Genomic DNA, 18,432 nt, shown 5'->3' on the forward strand with positions numbered 1-18,432 from the left:
GGCCCTGGGGGCCGTCATTTTTTTTCTTGCTCTTCGCCACCCGGCGGATCGCTCCGGCCGGGCGGCTCGACTGTGTGGCTGTGTGGTTATTTCTTGACGCGAACGGTCTTGGTCGAGCGTGTTTCGAGTGTCATCGAGTCGGCTTCCGCGACCTTCGCCTTCAGTCGCACAGTACCGGTCGCGGCATCGACGACGTCCACCACCTTCGAAAGCAATTTCGCAGTGTCCTCGTTCCCGGACGCCGATGCGAGCTGCACCGCGCGGCCCAGTTTCGCCGTCGCGCCGTCGAAGTCTCCCGACTTGCGGGCATCGAGCCCCTGCTGGATGACTTGTGCCAGTTCCGCCTGGCCCGTGTAGTGCGCGACCTGCGGGTTGATCGAGGTGGACGCCACCATGTCTTCCGTCCACACCGCCCGTACCAGGCCCTGCGAAAGGGTCTGCGGGGCCCCGCCCGACGGGTCGGGGAGGATCAGCGAGACCCTGGACGCCAGCATCTCCTGCCCGATGCCCGCCTCCGGCACCTGCACGCACACGTGGTAGTCGCGGGACTCGTCTCCCCAGGAACCCGTGGGATAGTCCCCGGCGCGGGGGCCCGCCTCGGTGCGGCGGCCGGTCAGATCGACGACCGTCGGTGCGACCTGTTTCACAAACTTGATCGCGACCCCGACGGGCGTCCAGAGCCGCAGCGCGACATCCGCGACCTCCTTGCCCATCGCGTTCTCCATCATCTGCGTGAAGTCCGCGGCCAGCCCCGCCGGGTCGGCGACGATGTCGGCCGTGCCGAGCAGCGCGGAGGCTATGGCTGTGACCTCTTTCACCTCCCAGTCGGTGCCGACACCACGGGCGTCACAGGTGAAGCGGCCCGCGCAGGATTCGAGCGCGGCCCGCAGATCCTCCGGCGCCTCGTGCTCGTTGCGGCCGTCGGTGAGGAGGATGCCGTGCCGGATCTCCACATCGGCGGCGCCGAGCAGCCGGTCCGTCAGCCGCAGCCAGGTGCCGATCGCCGTACCGCCACCGGCGCCGAGCGCACGCAGGGCCTCCTTTGCCTGGGCCTTGGTCCGCGCATCGGCGACGGCGAGCCTCCCGTTGCCCGGGTAGACCTCCTTGGCGACGTGCGTACCGCCGACCACGGCGAACGAGGTGCCGTCGCGCAGGGTGTTGATGGCCGCGGCCGTCGCATCGCGGGCGTTGCGCATCTTCGTCGGCGGATAGTCCATCGAACCGGAGCAGTCGACCATGATCACCACAGCGGCTTTCGGCGCCTGCCCCGGTACGTGCGTGGGCGTTGCGGCCGCACCGGACAGCGGGACGCCGCCGGTGGTACCGCCTCCGGTCGAGGTGACCGTGACGATCGCGTTGACCTCGCGACCGCCCTCCGGAAGATATTCGTTCTGGTACACCTCGACGGAGAACTGCGGCACGTTCGACTTGGAGAAGTTGGCCATCTGGTCGGCTCCTTGAGGCTCCAGGTGTCAGATGAAGACAGCTGTGAGGGCAGAAATGCGGGCGAAAGCGGGTGAACGTGGGCGAGGGCGCCGGGGATGGAGTGGGCGGACGGAAACGGAATCAAGCGCTACGGAACGGGACTCATGTGGTGCCGCAGGCCGATCCTGCCCCCTGAGGCGGTACCGCGAACGGCAGCAGAGCCACTGTTACGTTGTCGTGGCCCCCACCGTCGAGTGCATGACCCACCAGCACCTGGGCGCCGTGCAACGGCCTCAGCTGGGCATCGGCCGGCACCGCCGCGGCCATCTCGGCCGCCGACTCCGCGTAGTTCCACAGGCCGTCCGTGCACACCACCACGAGACCGGACCGGTCCGGCTTGAAGGACGCGGTGTGCGGCTCCAGTTCGTACGCGTCGGCGCCGAGCCACCCCGTGATGGCGTGCGCGCGCTCGTCCGCGTACGCCTCGGCCTCGTTCATCAGGCCCGCCGCCACCATCTGCGCGGCCCAGGAGTCGTCCTCGGTCAGCCGGGCGGGCGGGTTGGTGCGGTCGTCCGGCACCCAGTAGACGCGGCTGTCGCCGACCCAGCCGACGACCAGCAGACCGCCTGCCATCACCGCGCCGACCAGGGTGCACGCCGGGGCGTTCTGGTGGCGGTGCGGGTCGTGCTCCATGGCCCGGCCGGGCTCCTCGGCCAAGGAGTTGACCGACTTTGAGGCCGCGACGATCGCCTCGTGCATCGCCTGTTGCGGATGGGTGCCGCGCGGCAGCGACTCCAGAAGCGCTTCGTTGGCGGCGCTCGCGGCGGCCGCCGACGCCTCGTCGGGGCGGCTCGCCGATGAGACGCCGTCACAGACGATCGCGACGACGGCCGGTGAACCGTCGGGCAGGGTGGTGGTCGACACCGCGAACGAGTCCTCGTTGCGGTGGTGGCGCAGGCCCCGGTCGCTGACGGCGGCCACCGAACCGAGCTCCTGCTCCATGTGGTCGCGCTCGCGCGGCTGGGCGTGACCGCAGTTCTCGCAGTAGCCGTCGTCGTCGACACGGCCGGCGCGACAGGCCACACACAGTTTGCTGCCGGCCGGTGGCGTGGAGGGCAGTTCCACGGCAGGGGTACGGGGGTCGGGCGCGGGCGCGGACGCCTCGGCGGCCGGCGTGGATGCGGGAGCGGCCCCAGGTGCGGCCCCGGGTGCGGCCAGCTCGAAGTCGCCCGATCCGCCCGGCTCGTCGAACCGCACCGCTGCAGGGCGGGCCGCCTGAGTGCGGGCGGTGGCCGCCGCGCCGCTCTCCGCCGGCACGGCCATGGCGATCGTCGGGTGGTCCTGCGGCGGTTCGGGCACGACCGACAGGTCGTACCCGCACGCACCGCAGAACAGGTCCCCCGGCTCCAACGGCTCCTCGCAGCCGGGGCACTTCGACAAGGCCGTCTCCTGGGGCTTCTGCGACATTTTCACACCCACGTCCGGGGGCGGAAACGGTTGGCCCGCTCCACCAGTTCGATCCTCTCGTCGCCGGGCTCCGCAAGCCGGGCGAGCATCCGGTACGAACGCTCCAGCCCGAAACGCAGGCCGCGCTCGTCCAACTCACTGCCGAGCAGTGTTCTCGGCCCGGGCGACCCGGCAGGCGCGTGTGGCTGCGGGGCCGAGGGGTGAGCCGTTGGACCACCGGAGAGTACCCAGTCGAGCGCCGTCCCCAGCACCTCTGTCGACAACTGCTCGCGACGCACCGCGTCCAGACCGAAACCGGCCAGCCCCCAGACCTGGTCGGCGGCGGCCGTCAGATCGGCGATCAGCGGCTCGTCCGGGGACCGTTCACGCAGCCGCGCCCGCACCGCGGCGACCCTGGCCGCCGTGTAGTGGATCGACGCCTCCGGCACGGACTCCAGCGTCGTCACGGCGCCGGCCCGGTCCCCGGCGGCGATCTGCACCCGGGCCAGGCCGAACGCGGCGCTGACGAAGCTCGGGTCGGTCGTCCACACCAGGCGGTAGTACTCGGCGGCGTTGTCCAGCTGGCCCAGGACCTCCGCGCAGATCCCCAGCGCCAGCTTGGGCGCCGGCTCGCCGGGGAACGCGTCGTACACCGCGTCGAAGGAGAGCGCCGCGTTCTCGTTGTCACCGGTCACCAGCGAGGTGATGCCGCGGTACCAGACGACCCGCCAGTCGTCCGAGTACTGGCCCTCCAGCGCCGTCAGGGTCTGTCTCGCGGCGCCGGCTTCGTGCATCTCCAGACGGGCACGCAGCTCACGCAGCCGGGTCTCCAGCGAGGCCGCGGGTACGGCGCTCAATGCGGCAATCAGTTCGGCGGGGGCGGTGGCCATCAGTCCGGCGAGGAAACCCGCGTTGGGGTCGCTCGCGTCGACCCGGGGTACGGGCAGCGCGAGCGAGGTGGCCCGTGCGTCGAGCCCGGCCAGCCGGGGGCCGTTCGGGACGTACGGCCCCGATGGCGCACCGGGATCGGCGGCCGGGACACGGGGGGCCGGAATCGCGGCCTGGGTCTGCGCGTACGAGAAGGCCGCACCGCTCTGGCCCGGCCCGTTGCCCGCCTGCACGTGGGTGGGCGGCGCGGTCAGTGGACCGGCACCCGCCGCGGCGTACCCGGGTGCGGGCGGAAAACCCGCGGGCAGCGCGCCCGGCCCCGGCCCCGCAGGCGGCACGGCGGCTGCGCCCGGGGTCGCACCGGCCACCGGCCCGTTCCGCCGCCCGAAGCGCCCTGAGGACGCCGGAGCGACAGCCCGTGCCCCCAGCCGCGACACATCGGCCGTCAGCTCGGCGAACAACTGCGTGTCCGTGACCCGTACTTCCGTACCGAACAGCGTCGACAGCGCAGGCCGCGGCCGCCCCGTCTGCAGCGACACCACCTCGCGCAGCACACCCGTCAGCTGCTCCGCCATCTCCTCCGCAGAGGCGAACCGCCGCGCCGGATCCGGGTCGGTGGCCCGCACCAGCAGCCGGTAGAACGACTCATAGGTCCGGAACACCTCGATGTTGTCCGGGTCCGGCAGCGAGTCCACGAAGACGTTGGTGTAGCCCTGGAAGTCGAAGGTGAGTACCGCGAGCGTCCGCGCGACCGTGTACAGATCGGAGGCGACCGAAGGGCCGACCTCCGCGACCTCCGGCGCCTGATACCCCACCGTGCCGTAGATGGCCGACTCGTCGTCGTCCATTCTGCGGACCGCGCCCATGTCGATCAGCTTCAGCTGGTTCTCGGTCTGGATCGCGTTGTCGACCTTGAAGTCGCAGTACAGCAGGTTGCGGCTGTGCAGATGGCCGAGCGCCTCCAGCGCCTCGATGCCATAGGCGCACGCCTGCTCGACCGGCAGCGGATCACGCTTACCGGCCGGGGTACGGCGCTCGTTCGCGATCTCCTTGAGCGCCTTGCCGCCGACGTACTCCATCACGATGTAGCCGTCGAGCGAGCCGGTGCGCTGGTCGAGATGCTCGACGAAGTTGTAGATCCTGACGATGTTGGAGTGCTCGATCTCGGCGAGGAAGCGGCGCTCCGAGATGGCGGCCGCCATGGCGTCCTGATCACCTGTGTCGAGCAGGCCCTTGAGGACCACCCAGCGGTCGGACACCGCACGGTCGACCGCGAGATAGACCCAGCCGAGCCCGCCGTGCGCCAGACAGCCCACGACCTCGTACTGGCCGTGCACGATGTCGCCCTCGTGGAGCTTGGGCACGAAGGAGTACGGGTGGCCGCACTTGGTGCAGAAACCCTCCGTGCGGCCCGCCCGTTCGCCGCGCGCCCGGCCCACCGGGGCTCCGCAGTCCGAACGCGAACAGAAGCGCTTGCGCTCCGGCACCTCCGGGTTCTCCATCACCGCGGAGCGCGGGTCGGGACGCGGCACGTCCGGCACCTGCACCAGGCCCGCGCCCAGCCTCCCCCGGCCGGACGTCGCGCCCGTGGACGAACCGGAGGAACGGACCGACACCGAGCGGGACGTGGCGCCACCGGACAGCGAGCGCGAGAGCCGCCCCGAAACGGAACGCCGCGAGGTCGACGAGCGGGACGAGGAACGCGAAGACGCCCGGGACGAGGCCCGCGAACTGCTGTTGCTGTCCCGACTGCCCCTGCTGCTCGTGCCACCGCCGCCCGCGATCCCGGTCGGCGGCGAACTCACCATGCCCGTCGGCGACACGACCGGAGCCAGACCGCAGGTGTCGCAGTACAGCTCACCGCCGCCCACGTCCTCGTAATCGCCCTCGCACCCGGGGCGCTGGCACTGCGTACTCATGGTCCTTCCCCCTGTTCGCCCCGCCGCCGCGGCGGCCCTTCCACCTTGCACATGCCTGTACTCATCGCCGGTCCTCCGGTCCCGAGGTCCGGCGCTGGGACAGCAGTTCGGCCGCCGCCTCCTGATAGCGCAGCACCGCCTGCGCGGCGACCCGCAGATCGCACGGCGCGCTCCACAGCATCCGGCGCGCCGCGTCGTACCGCTCGATCAGCAGCGGGTCCTCGGCCATCCCGTGCCGGGCGACCTTCGCCTTGTACGCGTCGAGCCTGCCGCGCAGCTCCGCCCGTACGGCCAGCGGGGCCGTGACCGCGGTCAGCGACTCCCGGGCCCGCAGCAACTCCTCCTCGGCCTCCCGCTCCAGCGTCTCCAGGAGCGGGGAGAGCCGGTGCCACTGGGCATGCCTGCGGTACTCCGAAGCGGCGGCCAGCCGCTCCTGGAGCGCGGTCGCCGGGCCGCTGACCGCGGGCACCTCGGAGGCGGCGATCTTCGCCAGCACTTCGCCGCGCGCGGACCGGGCCTCGGTCAGGGTGCGGTCCGCGCGGGAGAGGACATCACGCAGGTGGACCAGACGCTGCTCGGCGTCCTGCCGGACCGCGAGCACCGCCTCGATCTCGCGGCGTACGTCGTCCAGGGCGCGGGCCGCCCGGTCGTAGCGCGTGGTGTCGGGGCGTCCGCCGCCGGGCGCCGAACTGCCGGGGCCCGACAGCCAGAAGGCGAGCGGATCGGAGATCACCTGCACCCGCAGCGTGGTCAGTTCATGGGTGATCGCCTCCAGGTCGTCACCCGCCGGGTGCTCCCCGGGCCGTACACCGACGGAGTGCGCCAGCGAGCGGGTGCGGTGCAGCTCGGCGGCGAGCAGATCTATCCGGGCGGGCAGTGCCGACCACACGGAGTCGGAGGCGACGACCATGTCCAGCGAGCGGGCGTACAGGTCGTTCATCCGGGCGACCAGCTCCTCCAGCGTGAACCGTTCGGAGAGCTTGGCCGGGCCCGTGATCGACGGGCCGGGGTGGCCGGCCGCGTGCGCCACGGTGACGCCCTGGCCGCGCAGCAGTTCGGTGAGGGCCACCAGGTCGTCCCGGTTGGGGTGGCGCCGGCGGGCCCGCACCGCGCGGGCCTCGGCCAGCGCCCCCGCGTAGGCATCGAAATACCCCCACAGCAGTGTGATCGACTGCTCGGTGGAGGCCCAGCGTTCCTTGGTGACACCGGTCAGATCGGCGCCCTCCAGGAGCCGGCGGCCCGCGTGGTCCTGCAGGGCGAGGAGCGAGGTCTCGATCGCCTCGTGCTCCGCGCCCAGCCGGGCCAGCGCGCGGTCCGCCTCGTCCCGGTCCATGACCGGGCCGGGGGACCTCCCCGCGTAGCCGGGGAAGGGGCCCGCGACGCCCATCGATCACCTCTCCGCTCTTCCTGCCGGGACGGGCCCCGCAGGATCAGTGCCACTGCCTCGCCGACCGGGTCCGCGCCGTCGCGCACACCCGGCCGGCCCGGCACTAGTTGCTCCGGTACTTGGGTGCCGGCGGCGCCGATATCCCCGGCAGACCGGCCTTCAGCCACTTCCGGTACGACGTCATCCAGGGGCTGTTCGCACCGCCCCTGCGGTAGTCGACCAGCACCTGGTTGACCCGGGCCACCAGATCGTTCGCACCGCGCTTCGTCGCCACGCCGTAGTACTCGGTGGTGAACGGCTTGTCGCCCTTGAGCTCGACCGCCGGGTCCTGGGCGGCCTGGCCGGCCGCCAGCGCGTTGTCGGTGACCACGGCGTCGACCTCGCCCAGCTGGAGCCGTACCAGGCAGTCCAGCTGGTTGGGGACGGTGAGCTGGTCCTCGTCCGCGTCGGTGCCGTCGTGCGGGTCCTTGAAGACCGAGCCGAACGACTGCTTCTGCAGGGCCTCGTACGCGGTGGAGCCCTCGGCGGTGCAGATCCGCTTGCCGGCCAGGGACTTGTCGAACCCGGTGATCAGCGACTCCTTCGGCGCGAGGACCTGCTGCCCGGTCTGGAAGTAGGCCGTGGAGAACGAGACCTGTTCCAGCCGGGCGCAGTTGATCGTCATCGTCCGGACGACGACATCGACCTTGTCGTTCTCCAGGGCGGCGATCCGCTGGTTGGTGGGGATGGCCCGGAAGATCACCGCGTCGGGATCGCCCAGGATGTCCTTGGCGATGGCCCGCACCAGATCGATGTCGAAGCCTTCGAGCTCGCGGTTCTCCGGATTGCGGTATCCCCAGCGGAAGCTGTTCTGGTCGACGCCCGCGATCAGCTTTCCGCGCGCCCTGATCTTCGCGATGCTCGGACCGTCGGCACTCGACGGAAGCAGGCTCGCCTCCGGGTCCGTGCAGTCGCCGGCCCTGGCCTGCACCGCCTGCGCCGTACCCGGCCCCGAGATGTCCCCGCCGAAGGCGCCGGCGCCGCCGTGGGAGAGCGGCAGCAGGGTGAGCGAGGCCGTCACCGCGCAGGCCACGGCCATGGCCGCCACCCCGCCCCAGCCGCGCAGCCTGCCGCGGGTGGACCCAGGGCCCGTGCCGGGCTTCCCGCCGGGCTCACGAGGTCTGGAACCTCCGCCTCCGGCGTTGTCGTCAGTCGCCGACGCTCCGCGTCGACTCCTTCCTCCGCCTTGGATTCGAAGGCCCCGGACCCCGCTCCCTGATCCGGCGGGAAACTCGGCACGGGCCCTCGCGCCCGTGCGCTTCCTGGTCATCGCTCCCCCTCTCACCGGTACTCCGAGAGCCTGCGGTTGACCCCGACGATCGCGGCGAGGGCACCCAGCGCGGCGAGCGCGGCGGCCCCGATCGGCAGCCCGCCCAGCGCCCCGCGCCCGTCCTTCGCGGCCCGGGTGAACTCGCCCTGCTCATGGGCGAGCGCCTGCTTCAGCGCCTCGTCCACCCGGTTGAAGGACTCACCCGTCGAGTTCCTCGGCCCGATGATCTGCTTCAGCGCGCCCTCGTAGTCGCCGTTGTCGTCGGTCGTGCGGGCGGTCCGGTGGCGGCCCTGCCACTCGGAGACACCGTTGATGGCGGTCGCCACCGGCCCGCTCCCCCGGGAGTCGTCGGCGAGCTTCCTGGCTTTCCCCAGCTCTGCACCAAGGGCCTTCATGCCCGTGTTGTAGTCGGACTCGTACTTGTCGTTCTTGCCGTCCGGAGTGAGTACCGCGCCGCGGGCGACAAGAGTGAGGTTCTCATTGGCGCGCGCCTTCAGCGAGTCGATCCGCGCATGATTGAGGACATCGAGGGACTGCTGCCCGTGCACATCGGCGTCCAGCAGTTCGGACCGCGCCACCGTGTGCCCCACGGCCAGCCACAGCAGCACCACGGTGGACGCGGCGGTCGCGACGAGCAGCCCGTGGTTGAAGACCCGGTTCGTCCTGCGGTAGTTGCGCCGCTGCGCCCAGAACAGTGCGGCCAGTGCCACGACACCGAGCCCGAGCGAGAGGAACGGCCAGGCCCTGGCCGAGTCGTTGTCCCGGTCGAGCCGCCCGGTCTCCGCCGTGTACAGCCGCTCGGCGGCCGGCAGCAGTACGTTGGTCATCTTCTGGTTCGCGTACCGGAGATAGGCGCCGCCCAGCGGCAGGCCCTGCCGGTTGTTGGCGCGGGCCCGTTCGATCAGACCCGCATAGCGGGGGAGTTCCTCGTTGAGCGTGGTGATCTCGTGGCCGGAGCTCGTCGACGCGTCCGTGTTGGCCGCGGCCTTCACCAGCAGCCGGGACGCTTCCTTGATGTCCTTGTCGTACCGGTCGTGGACATCGCGTGGCTCCTGCGCCCCGGCCAGGAAGCCGCTCGCCGCCGCGGTGTCGGCATCGGCCAGCGAGCGGTAGATGTCCGCCGCGTCGGCGCTCAGCGGCTGGCTGCGGCTCACCACGTCGTCGGCCGCGGCCGCCCGGTCGGCGATCTCGAACGCCGTCACGGCCCCGAACGCCACGACGAGCAGGGCCAGTACGGCCCCGATGATCTGAAGCCTGCCCGGTTCGGTCGTCCCCGCGGCCCGCAGCCGGTCCGCCGTCGCGGACCAGGCACCGCGCTGCGGCGGAGCGGGTACGGTCGCGGGCACGGGCGGCTGAGCCCGCGCGTGTTCCGGCGCCGTGCGCACATTCGGCGGGTATGTCACTCGACCTCCCCCTCGGTCACTGACGGTGGCCCTGCCCCCCGGCCGATCGGAGGACTGGTACCCGGCCAGAAGTATGGCCGCAGGGACCGACATCCACACCAGGAACGCCTGGATCCTGCACCGGTCCACGGATGGCAGTCACACGCATTCGATCAAGGCCTGAGCCGCCGATCAAGCCGATCGGCGGACCAATCCCCGAAGCGGACCGATCTCCCCACTCATGAACACGTCCGGGACAACTGAACGGTTCCCGTGCGCAAGGGGCGTCCTGCGACGCGAAATGCCGCAGGACGCCCCTTGAGGCGGAAAACCGTCTCAGCTGTACTGTGCACGCAACCTCTCGTGCACCCCGGCAGCCGCCCCCGTGTGATCCAGGCCGAGCAGCGCGGCCCCCAGGACCGGAGGCTCCGTCACCACCCGGACCACCGCCTTCGGGGCACGTACCGCGAGGAGTTCGGCGATCCTGTCGTCCAGCTGCGGGTGCTGGGCCGCCAGCACCCCGCCGCCCAGCACCACCGGCGCCTCCTCCGCCAGCAGACCGAGCCGGGTCAGCGCGACCGACGCCATCGCGACGACCTCCTCCGCCAGCCGGTCCACCAGCGCACCCGCCACCGGGTCCCCGGCCGCCGCGGTCGCGAAGAGCACCGGAGTCAGCTCGTGCCTGCGCTCGAACTCGACCCGGCCCAGATGCAGCGCCTCGATCAGCGCGTACATCGAGTCGAGCCCGAAGTGTCCGGGCAGCGCGCGGGCCAGCTCGGTCGGCTCACCGCGGCCGTCCTCGGCCCGCGAGGCGAACCACATCGCCTCCTCGGCCAGCCCCGAACCGCCGCCCCAGTCACCGGATATCCGGCCTATGGCGGGGAAGCGCGCGGTCCGCCCGTCCGGCACCATGCCGACACAGTTGATCCCCGCACCGCAGACGACGGCCACACCCCGCGGCTCGTCCACCCCCGCACGCAGAATCGCGAAGGTGTCGTTGCGCACCTCGACCGTGGATCCCCAGCCACGGGCGCGCAGCGCCGCCGCCAGCTGCTCCTCCTCCACCGGAAGATCGGCGTTGGCGAGACAGGCCGACACATGTGCGACGGAGTCCACCGGTTCGCCGGACAGCTCCAGCGCCCGGCCGACGGCCGCACCGAGAACGTCCACGGCCGTCTCGATCCCCACGACCGGCGGCTGGAAGCCACCGCCGCGAGCAGCCGACAGCACCGTTCCGTCCTCACCGATCAGTGCCACATCGGTCTTGCTGTTCCCCGCATCGATCGCGAGGACCGAAGCGTTCACGCCCACGCCAGGTGCTCCCGGTTGTGCGCGATCAGCTTGTCGGTGAGCGCCTCGGCGTACTCGAACTGGCCGATCAACGGGTGCGCCAGCAGCGCCTTGAACACCCGGTCCCTTCCTCCACGAAGCGCCGCCTCCAGGGCGAGATCCTCGTACGCCGTCACGTTGGCGATCAGACCGGCGTACAGCGGGTCCAGCTCCGGTACGGCGAGCGGTGTGGCGCCCGTCCCGTCGACCCTCGCCTGCACCTCGATCACCGCGTCGTCCGGCAGGAACGGCAGCGTGCCCCTGTTGTACGTGTTGACCACCTGCACCGGGGTGCCGCCCGAGCCGAGCAGCGAGGACGCCAGGTCGACCGCCGCCTCCGAGTAGAAGGCGCCGCCGCGCTTGGCGAGCAGCGCGGGCTTCTCGTCCAGCGCCGGGTCGCCGTACATGGCGAGGAGTTCCCTCTCCATCGCGGCGACCTCGGCCGCCCGGGACGGCTTGGTGCCGAGCTCCCGTACGACCTCGTCGTGCGCGTAGAAGTAACGCAGGTAGTAGGAGGGGACGACGCCGAGCCGGTCGACGATCGCCCGGGGCATGCGCAGGTCGTCAGCGATCGTGTCGCCGTGTTCGGCGAGCAGCTTCGGCAGGACGTTCTCGCCGTCCGGGCCGCCGAGGCGGACACCGAGCTCCCAGGTCAGGTGGTTGAGCCCGACATGGTCGAGGTGCACCTCACCGGGCGTGACATCGAGGAGCCTGGCGAACTTGCGCTGGAAGCCGATCGCCACGTTGCACAGGCCGACGGCCTTGTGCCCGGCCTGGAGCAGCGCCCGGGTGACGATGCCGACCGGGTTGGTGAAGTCGATGATCCAGGCGTTCGGGTTGGTACGGCGGACCCGCTCGGCGATGTCCAGGACGACCGGGACGGTGCGCAGTGCCTTGGCGAGGCCGCCGGCCCCGGTGGTCTCCTGGCCGATGCAGCCGCACTCCAGCGGCCAGGTCTCGTCCTGGTTGCGTGCGGCCTGGCCGCCGACGCGCAGCTGGAGCAGGACCGCGTCGGCGTCGGCGACACCCGCGTCGAGGTCCGAGGTGGTGACGATCCTCCCCGGGTGGCTCTGCTTGGCGAAGATCCGCCGGGCGAGGCCGCCGACGAGTTCGAGGCGGTCGGCCGCCGGGTCGACGAGCACGAGCTCCTCGACGGGCAGCGTGTCCCGCAGCCGGGCGAATCCGTCGATCAGTTCAGGTGTGTAGGTGGACCCGCCACCAACTACTGCCAGCTTCATAGGTCAGCCCTTTACTCCGGTCAGTGTGACGCCCTCGACGAACGCCTTCTGGGCGAAGAAGAAGACGAGGATCACGGGGGCCATGACCAGTACGGTCGCGGCCATGGTCAGGTTCCAGTCGGTGTGGTGTGCGCTCTTGAAGGACTCCAGGCCGTAGCTGAGCGTCCAGGCGGCCGGGTTCTCCGAGGCGTAGATCTGCGGGCCGAAGTAGTCGTTCCAGGCGTAGAAGAACTGGAAGAGGGCGACGGCGGCGATGCCCGGCTTGGCCATCGGCACGACGACCTTGAGCAGGGTGCGCAGCTCGCCGCAGCCGTCGACCTTCGCCGCGTCGAGGTACTCGTTCGGGATGGTCAGCAGGAACTGCCGCAGCAGGAAGATGGAGAACGCGTCGCCGAAGGCCATCGGGATGATCAGCGGCCAGAGCGTGCCGGACAGGTCCAGCTGCTTCGCCCAGAACAGGTACATCGGGATGACGACGACCTGCGGCGGCAGCATCATCATCGAGATGACCAGCATCAGCGACAGATGCCGGCCGCGGAAGCGGAACTTGGCGAGCGCGTACGCCACGGGCAGCGAGGAGACGACCGTGAGGACGGTGCCGAGCCCCGCGTACAGCAAGGTGTTCTTCCACCAGGTCAGAAAGCCGTCGGTGTCGAACACCCGCTGGTAGTTGCTCCACTCGAAGGGGTGCGGCCACAGATCGCGGGTCAGCGCCTGCTGGCCGTTCATCAGCGAGGTGAGCACCAGGAAGACGAACGGCAGCACGAAGAAGAGCGCGGCGGCGACCCCGAGCGAGTGCACGGCGATCCAGTTCAGCAGCGACTTGCGGCGCGCCCTGCGTTCGGCCGGGGTGACCGGGCCGGTCGCGGGGTCGGCTTCCTTGACGGCGTCGAGTACCTGCGCCACGTCACTCACCTGCCTGGATCAGTCCGCTGCGGCGTCGCATCAGCAGTGCGGTGAACGCCATGGCGAGTACGAAGAGAACGAGCGCGACCACGCAGGCGGAGCCGTAGTCGAAGCGCTGGAAACCGAGGTTGTAGACGACCTGCGGAAGCGTCAGTGTCGACTTGTCGGGATAGCCCGGTTCGAACTGCTGCCCGGAGCCGCCCATCACACCCGAGGCGACCTTCCCGGCCACGAATGGCTGGGTGTAGTACTGCATCGTCTGGATGATCCCGGTGACCACCGCGAACATGATGATCGGCGAGATGTTCGGCAGGGTGACGAAGCGGAACCGCTGGAACGAGGTCGCCCCGTCCAGCTCCGCCGCCTCGTACTGTTCCTTCGGTACGTCCAGCAGGGCGGCCATGAAGATCACCATCAGGTCGCCCACCCCCCACACCGCGAGCGCGGTCAGGGCCGGCTTGGACCAGGCGGCGTCGGTGAACCAGCCGGGCGTGGGGAGCCCCAGCTCGCCGAGGATCGAATTGACCGGCCCGGTCCCGGGGTTGAGCAGGAAGACGAAGCCGAGCGTCGCCGCGACCGGCGGGGCCAGGTACGGCAGGTAGAACAGGGTGCGGAAGACCCCGGCGCCCGTCTTGATCCGGGTGATCAGCAGGCCGACACCGAGGCCGAACACCACCCGGCAGGTGACCATGACCACGACCAGCCAGAGCGTGTTGCGCAGCGCCGGCCAGAACAGCGGGTAGTCGTTGAAGACGAAGGACCAGTTCTTCAGCCCGCTGAACACGGGGGCCGAGAAACCGTCGTAGTCGGTGAAGGAGAAGTAGACGGTGGAGATCAGCGGATAGGCGAAGAAGACGCAGAACCCGATCAGCCACGGCGACATGAAGGCCGCGGTCCGCAGCGCCGACCGGCGGCGCTTCGAACGGAGTGTGTAGGTGGTCATCGCGGTTCTACTTCGCCTGTGCGATCGCCGCGTCGATTTCCTTGGCGGTGTTCTCCAGGCCCGCCTTGACGTCCTTCTGCCTGCCCTTCTCGATGTCGAATCCGAGGTTCTGCAGGGACACCAGGTACGCGCCGCCGTTCACCGAGGGCGGGGTGGTGGTGCTGTTCGGGTTCGCGGCGATGTCCAGGAAGGTCTTGAACCGCGGGTCGTACTTCAGCTTGGGCGACTTCAGCGCCACCAGGGTGGACGGCACGTTGTGGATGGCGTTGGCGAAGTTCACCACGGCGTCGGTGTCGGTCGTCATGAACTTCACCAGCTCCCAGGCCGCGTTCTGCTTCTTCGAGGTGGCGGCGATCCCGGCGATGGTGCCGGTCAGATAGCCCTTGCCCCAGGTATCGGCCTGGTCGTCGGCGACGGGCATCGGGGCGACGCCGATCTCGAACTTCGGCTTGGTCTCCTCGGCCATCCCGAGCCGCCACTCGCCGTCCAGCTGCATCGCCACCTGGCCGGTGTGGAACGGGTGCTTGGCCCCCCACTCGTCACCGAAGGACGTGCGGTACTTCTCCAGCTTCTCGTAGCCGCCCAGGTCGTCGACCAGCTTCTTCTGGGTCGTGAGCATGGCGGCGAACGACGGGTCCTTGGCGATGTTCGACTTGCCGTCCGCGTCGAAGTACTTCGGGTCCCAGGCGCCGAGGTAGTGCTCGGTCGTCGTCTCGTAGCCGTGGTAGTTCGGCATGAAACCGAGCCGCTCGTACGAGTCGCCCTTGGTCTTCGTCAGCTTCTTGGCGTCCTCGGCCAGCTCCGACCAGGTCCTCGGCGGCCTCGTGATCCCGGCCTTCTCGAAGGCGTCCTTGTTGTAGTAGAGGCCGTACGCGTCACCGAGCAGCGGCACGGTGCAGCGCACCCCGTCGAACTGGGTGTACTCGTTCATCGCCTTCGGGAAGGTCTTGTCCGGGTCGATCCCGTCCTTCTTCAGGAAGGGGTTGAGGTCGATGAACGCCTTCGACGAACAGAACTTGCCGACATTGTTCGTGGTGAACGACGAGACGACGTCCGGGGCGTTCGAACCGCCCGCCCGCAGTGCCTGGTTGACCTTGTCGTCGGTCATGTTGCCGACGACCTTCACATGGATGTTGGGGTGCGCCTTCTGGAAGGCGTCCACCGTCGCCTGGATTCCCTTGACCTCGTTCGGGGAGATCCAGCCGTGCCAGAACGTGATGGTCGTCTCCTTGGACGGGTCATCACTGGCACCGGAGTTGCTCTGGCCCGTACAGGCCGAGGCGAGCAGAGATATGGCGGCGGTCGCGGCGAACGCGGCGGCCGTCTTCCGGCGGTTTCCGGACATGGCGGTCTCCCGGTGAAGGATGGGGGCGGGGGTACGGAGGGAAGAGGGCGGGCCGAGAAGGATCAGCGGGACGTGTCGAAGACCTCGTCACGGGTGGTGGCGAGGGCGCTCTCCAGCGCGCCGCGCAGTACGGGGCGGTGCTTCACTTCCCCGGCGATCAGCCGGGGCCGGGAGGCCGCCAGTTCGGTGAGCTCGGACGCCACCCGGCAGCGCAGCGGCTCCCCGCCGGCCGCGATCACCTCGCCGGACAGCACGACGACTTCCGGGTCGAGCACGGCGATCATGGAGGCGAGGCCGGTCGCGAGGCCGGTGGCGAAGAGATCGAGGAGCCGGGGGTACGGGCCGTCCTCGCCCGCCTCCGCGGCCTCGGCGGCGCGGGCGAGCAGCCGTGCGGCGACCTCGTGGTGGGTACCGGCGGCGCGGATCAGCTCGTCGTCGATGCCGAGCTTCCGGCCCAGCCGGGACAGCACCTGCGCACCCGCCAGCTCCTGGAAGCCGCCCGCGTTCACCTTGGTGACCTGACGGACCAGCGGGGCGCCCGGCACCGGCAGGAAACCGACCTCGCCCGCGCCACCGGTGAAGCCGCGGTGCAGCCGTCCGTTGATGACGAGGGCGGCACCGAGCCCCTCCTCGTTCCACAGCAGGACGAAGTCCTCGTGCCCGCGCGCCGCGCCCGCCCGCTGCTCGGCCACCGCGACCAGGTTCACGTCGTTCTCGTATTCCACCGGCATCGGCAGGAAGGCGGCCAGCTCCTCCAGCAGCGTGGGGGAGTGCCAGCCCGGCAGGTGCGAGGCGTACCGCAGCCGCCCGGTGCCGGGATCGAAGGCGCCCGGGGTGCCGATGACGACCCGGTGCACATCGGAGCGGGTGAGCCCCGCGTCCTTGACCGCCCCGTCCAGCGCATCCGCCACCTGGCGCACCACGCAGTCGGCGCGCCGCCCCGGGGTGCGCAGCTCGAACTCGCCGACCGTCTCACCGGTCACATCGGCGACGGCGGCGACGATCCGGCGGGCGTTCACATCCAGCCCCGCGACATGGGCGGCCCGCGCGTTCACCGAGTACAGCTGGGCATTGGGCCCCGGCCGCCCCGCCACGGTCCCGGTGGCGACGACCAGCCCGGCGGCCTCCAGTCGCGCCAGCAGCTGCGACGCGGTGGGCTTGGAGAGCCCCGTCAGCTTCCCGATCCTGGTCCGGGAGAGGGGCCCGTGCTCCAGCATCAGATCGAGGGCGGCCCGGTCGTTCATGGCCCGCAGAACGCGGGGGGTACCCGGTGTGGTTCCGGCCATGAGCACTGCACCTGCCCTCTGTTAGGAAAGTTTCCTATTCGGTGAGAGGACGGTATGCGCACGTCACCGGACCGTCAATGGGAAGTGCCCCGGTGGCAACCAAAGCGTTACCTGGGGCGCTTTTGGAACGTGTGGGTCCTTGGTTGTGCATTCCCAACCAGGTTGTTGAAGAACCGAGTTGAGGTCACACCGACTTGCTCACGAGTGAGGGGCGTCCCGCAGAGCCTGCGGGACGCCCCTCACTCGTACGGCCGGGTCCGGCTTCGGCCGAGTTCTACTTCGACATGTTCGGCGGCGTGATCGGTGTCGTGGCCAGGGACTGCGGAGAGGTGGCCGACGCGTACGCCGAGGGAGCGGCCATGGCAGCCGTCGGGTCGGCCGACGAGGGCTCGTCCCCCTGGGCCGGGACGCCGCCGACCATGCGGATTCCGGCCTCGTCGAAGGACTGCTTGATCCGCCAGCGCAGCTCGCGCTCCACGCCCAGCGCCTTGCCCGGCATCGTCTTCGCGGTCACCCGGACCGTCATCGAGTCCAGCAGCACGGAGTCCAGGCCCAGGATCTCCACGGGGCCCCACAGCCGCTCGTTCCACGGGTCCTCCTTGGCCATCGCCGCGGCGGCCTCGGAGATCACCGTACGGACCTTGTCCAGGTCCTCCGTGGGGCGCACCGTCACATCGACACCGGCCGTCGACCAGCCCTGGCTGAGGTTGCCGATCCGCTTCACCTCGCCGTTGCGGACGTACCAGATCTCACCGTTGTCGCCGCGCAGCTTGGTGACCCGCAGGCCGACCTCGATGACCTCGCCGGAGGCGACGCCCGCATCGACGGTGTCGCCGACGCCGTACTGGTCCTCAAGGATCATGAAGACACCGGAGAGGAAGTCGGTGACCAGGTTGCGCGCACCGAAACCGAGCGCCACACCGGCCACACCGGCGGAGGCCAGCAGCGGGGCCAGATTGATCTGGAACGCGCCCAGGATCATCAGGGCGGCCGTGCCGAGGATCAGGAACGACGCGACCGACCGGAGTACGGAACCGATCGCCTCGGAGCGCTGACGGCGGCGTTCGGTGTTGACCAGCAGCCCGCCCAGCGTGGTGCCCTCCACCGCTTGGGCGCTGCGGTTCATCCGGTCGATGAGCTTGGTGAGAGCACGGCGGACCGCGATGCGCAACACGATCGCGATCGCGGCGATGAGCACGATGCGCAGACCGATGCTCAGCCAGGTGGACCAGTTCTCCTCCACCCAGCTCGCGGCGTTGCCGGCCTGCTCGGCGGCCTCGTCCAGCGAGCCACCGGGCCCGGGCGACGGAGCTGCGGCCAACAGGGCGGACGGGAACACGGTGGAACCTCCAGATGGACGACGGCGGACCAACCACACTAACGGGGTATCGGGAGTGTTCCGTTGCCGCGATCGGGGGGAGGGCGCCTCTCGCGAGGAGAGCGCAGGCGGCGTGTGGCCGATCGCACATCGGGGCGCGGCCGCTGCGGCAGAGGCCCCGAAGCACCTGTTCCGGCGTGCGGCGACGGTGCGGGAAGCGGGGAGCGGCGAAAAATCCTCCCGGCCCGTTACCCGCACGTGGTGGCGCTTTGACCAGGCGTGAGTAGAGACTGAGATCGGATCGTCCCGGC

General features: G+C 70.4%; 13 protein-coding genes. All 13 read right to left on the reverse strand.

What is annotated here, in order from left to right; genetic code table 11:
- Window positions 1–86: 86 nt before the first annotated feature.
- Entirely contained in the window at window positions 87–1,445 is a 1,359-nt protein-coding gene (locus ACIPEK_RS01870; protein ID WP_401989646.1) for a VWA domain-containing protein, read from the reverse strand.
- A gap of 142 nt (window positions 1,446–1,587) precedes the next feature.
- Window positions 1,588–2,898 (reverse strand): protein phosphatase 2C domain-containing protein, encoded by a 1,311-nt coding sequence (locus tag ACIPEK_RS01875; protein ID WP_401989647.1) that lies wholly within the window; start codon window positions 2,896–2,898, stop codon window positions 1,588–1,590.
- The gene (locus ACIPEK_RS01880) at window positions 2,895–5,678 is read right to left on the reverse strand and encodes a tetratricopeptide repeat protein (protein WP_401989648.1); all 2,784 of its coding nucleotides are present in this window, start codon (window positions 5,676–5,678) and stop codon (window positions 2,895–2,897) included. Before ACIPEK_RS01880 ends, ACIPEK_RS01875 begins: the two co-directional genes overlap by 4 nt.
- Window positions 5,679–5,739: 61 nt before the next feature.
- Entirely contained in the window at window positions 5,740–7,065 is a 1,326-nt protein-coding gene (locus tag ACIPEK_RS01885; RefSeq protein ID WP_383072790.1) for a hypothetical protein, read from the reverse strand.
- 103 nt (window positions 7,066–7,168) lie between these two features.
- A complete protein-coding gene (locus tag ACIPEK_RS01890) occupies window positions 7,169–8,143 on the reverse strand; it encodes a glutamate ABC transporter substrate-binding protein (protein ID WP_401989649.1) in 975 nt (324 codons plus the stop codon).
- A 242-nt stretch (window positions 8,144–8,385) separates the two neighbouring features.
- Window positions 8,386–9,777, reverse strand: a complete 1,392-nt coding sequence (locus ACIPEK_RS01895) for a hypothetical protein (protein WP_401989650.1) — start codon at window positions 9,775–9,777, stop codon at window positions 8,386–8,388.
- 315 nt (window positions 9,778–10,092) lie between these two features.
- Window positions 10,093–11,067 (reverse strand): N-acetylglucosamine kinase, encoded by a 975-nt coding sequence (locus tag ACIPEK_RS01900; protein ID WP_383072787.1) that lies wholly within the window; start codon window positions 11,065–11,067, stop codon window positions 10,093–10,095.
- Window positions 11,058–12,323, reverse strand: coding sequence for a 6-phospho-beta-glucosidase (locus tag ACIPEK_RS01905; protein ID WP_401989651.1), 1,266 nt, complete (start codon window positions 12,321–12,323; stop codon window positions 11,058–11,060). The genes ACIPEK_RS01900 and ACIPEK_RS01905 overlap by 10 nt, the downstream gene beginning before the upstream one ends.
- 3 nt (window positions 12,324–12,326) lie before the next feature.
- The gene (locus tag ACIPEK_RS01910) at window positions 12,327–13,229 is read right to left on the reverse strand and encodes a carbohydrate ABC transporter permease (protein ID WP_329838480.1); all 903 of its coding nucleotides are present in this window, start codon (window positions 13,227–13,229) and stop codon (window positions 12,327–12,329) included.
- Between the two features lies 1 nt (window position 13,230).
- Window positions 13,231–14,172: a carbohydrate ABC transporter permease gene (locus ACIPEK_RS01915; RefSeq protein WP_401989652.1), complete on the reverse strand. Its 942-nt coding sequence runs from the start codon at window positions 14,170–14,172 to the stop codon at window positions 13,231–13,233.
- A 7-nt stretch (window positions 14,173–14,179) separates the two neighbouring features.
- A complete protein-coding gene (locus ACIPEK_RS01920; RefSeq protein WP_401989653.1) occupies window positions 14,180–15,517 on the reverse strand; it encodes an ABC transporter substrate-binding protein in 1,338 nt (445 codons plus the stop codon).
- A 62-nt stretch (window positions 15,518–15,579) separates the two neighbouring features.
- Window positions 15,580–16,803 (reverse strand): ROK family transcriptional regulator, encoded by a 1,224-nt coding sequence (locus ACIPEK_RS01925; protein WP_401989654.1) that lies wholly within the window; start codon window positions 16,801–16,803, stop codon window positions 15,580–15,582.
- Between the two features lie 274 nt (window positions 16,804–17,077).
- A complete protein-coding gene (locus ACIPEK_RS01930) occupies window positions 17,078–18,142 on the reverse strand; it encodes a mechanosensitive ion channel family protein (RefSeq protein WP_401989655.1) in 1,065 nt (354 codons plus the stop codon).
- Window positions 18,143–18,432: the final 290 nt, after the last annotated feature.

Source organism: Streptomyces sp. NPDC088246 (assembly GCF_044741025.1).
In the GTDB taxonomy this organism is placed as follows: Bacteria; Actinomycetota; Actinomycetes; order Streptomycetales; family Streptomycetaceae; genus Streptomyces.

What these genes read in the sequence shown, in the direction of transcription:
- ACIPEK_RS01870 (WP_401989646.1), bottom strand. Translation starts at nt 1,445, where the DNA reads ATGGCCAACTTCTCCAAGTCGAACGTGCCGCAGTTCTCCGTCGAGGTG.
- ACIPEK_RS01880 (WP_401989648.1), bottom strand. Translation starts at nt 5,678, where the DNA reads ATGAGTACGCAGTGCCAGCGCCCCGGGTGCGAGGGCGATTACGAGGAC.
- ACIPEK_RS01885 (WP_383072790.1), bottom strand. Translation starts at nt 7,065, where the DNA reads ATGGGCGTCGCGGGCCCCTTCCCCGGCTACGCGGGGAGGTCCCCCGGC.
- ACIPEK_RS01890 (WP_401989649.1), bottom strand. Translation starts at nt 8,143, where the DNA reads ATGGCCGTGGCCTGCGCGGTGACGGCCTCGCTCACCCTGCTGCCGCTC.
- ACIPEK_RS01905 (WP_401989651.1), bottom strand. Translation starts at nt 12,323, where the DNA reads ATGAAGCTGGCAGTAGTTGGTGGCGGGTCCACCTACACACCTGAACTG.
- ACIPEK_RS01915 (WP_401989652.1), bottom strand. Translation starts at nt 14,172, where the DNA reads ATGACCACCTACACACTCCGTTCGAAGCGCCGCCGGTCGGCGCTGCGG.
- ACIPEK_RS01920 (WP_401989653.1), bottom strand. Translation starts at nt 15,517, where the DNA reads ATGTCCGGAAACCGCCGGAAGACGGCCGCCGCGTTCGCCGCGACCGCC.
- ACIPEK_RS01925 (WP_401989654.1), bottom strand. Translation starts at nt 16,803, where the DNA reads ATGGCCGGAACCACACCGGGTACCCCCCGCGTTCTGCGGGCCATGAAC.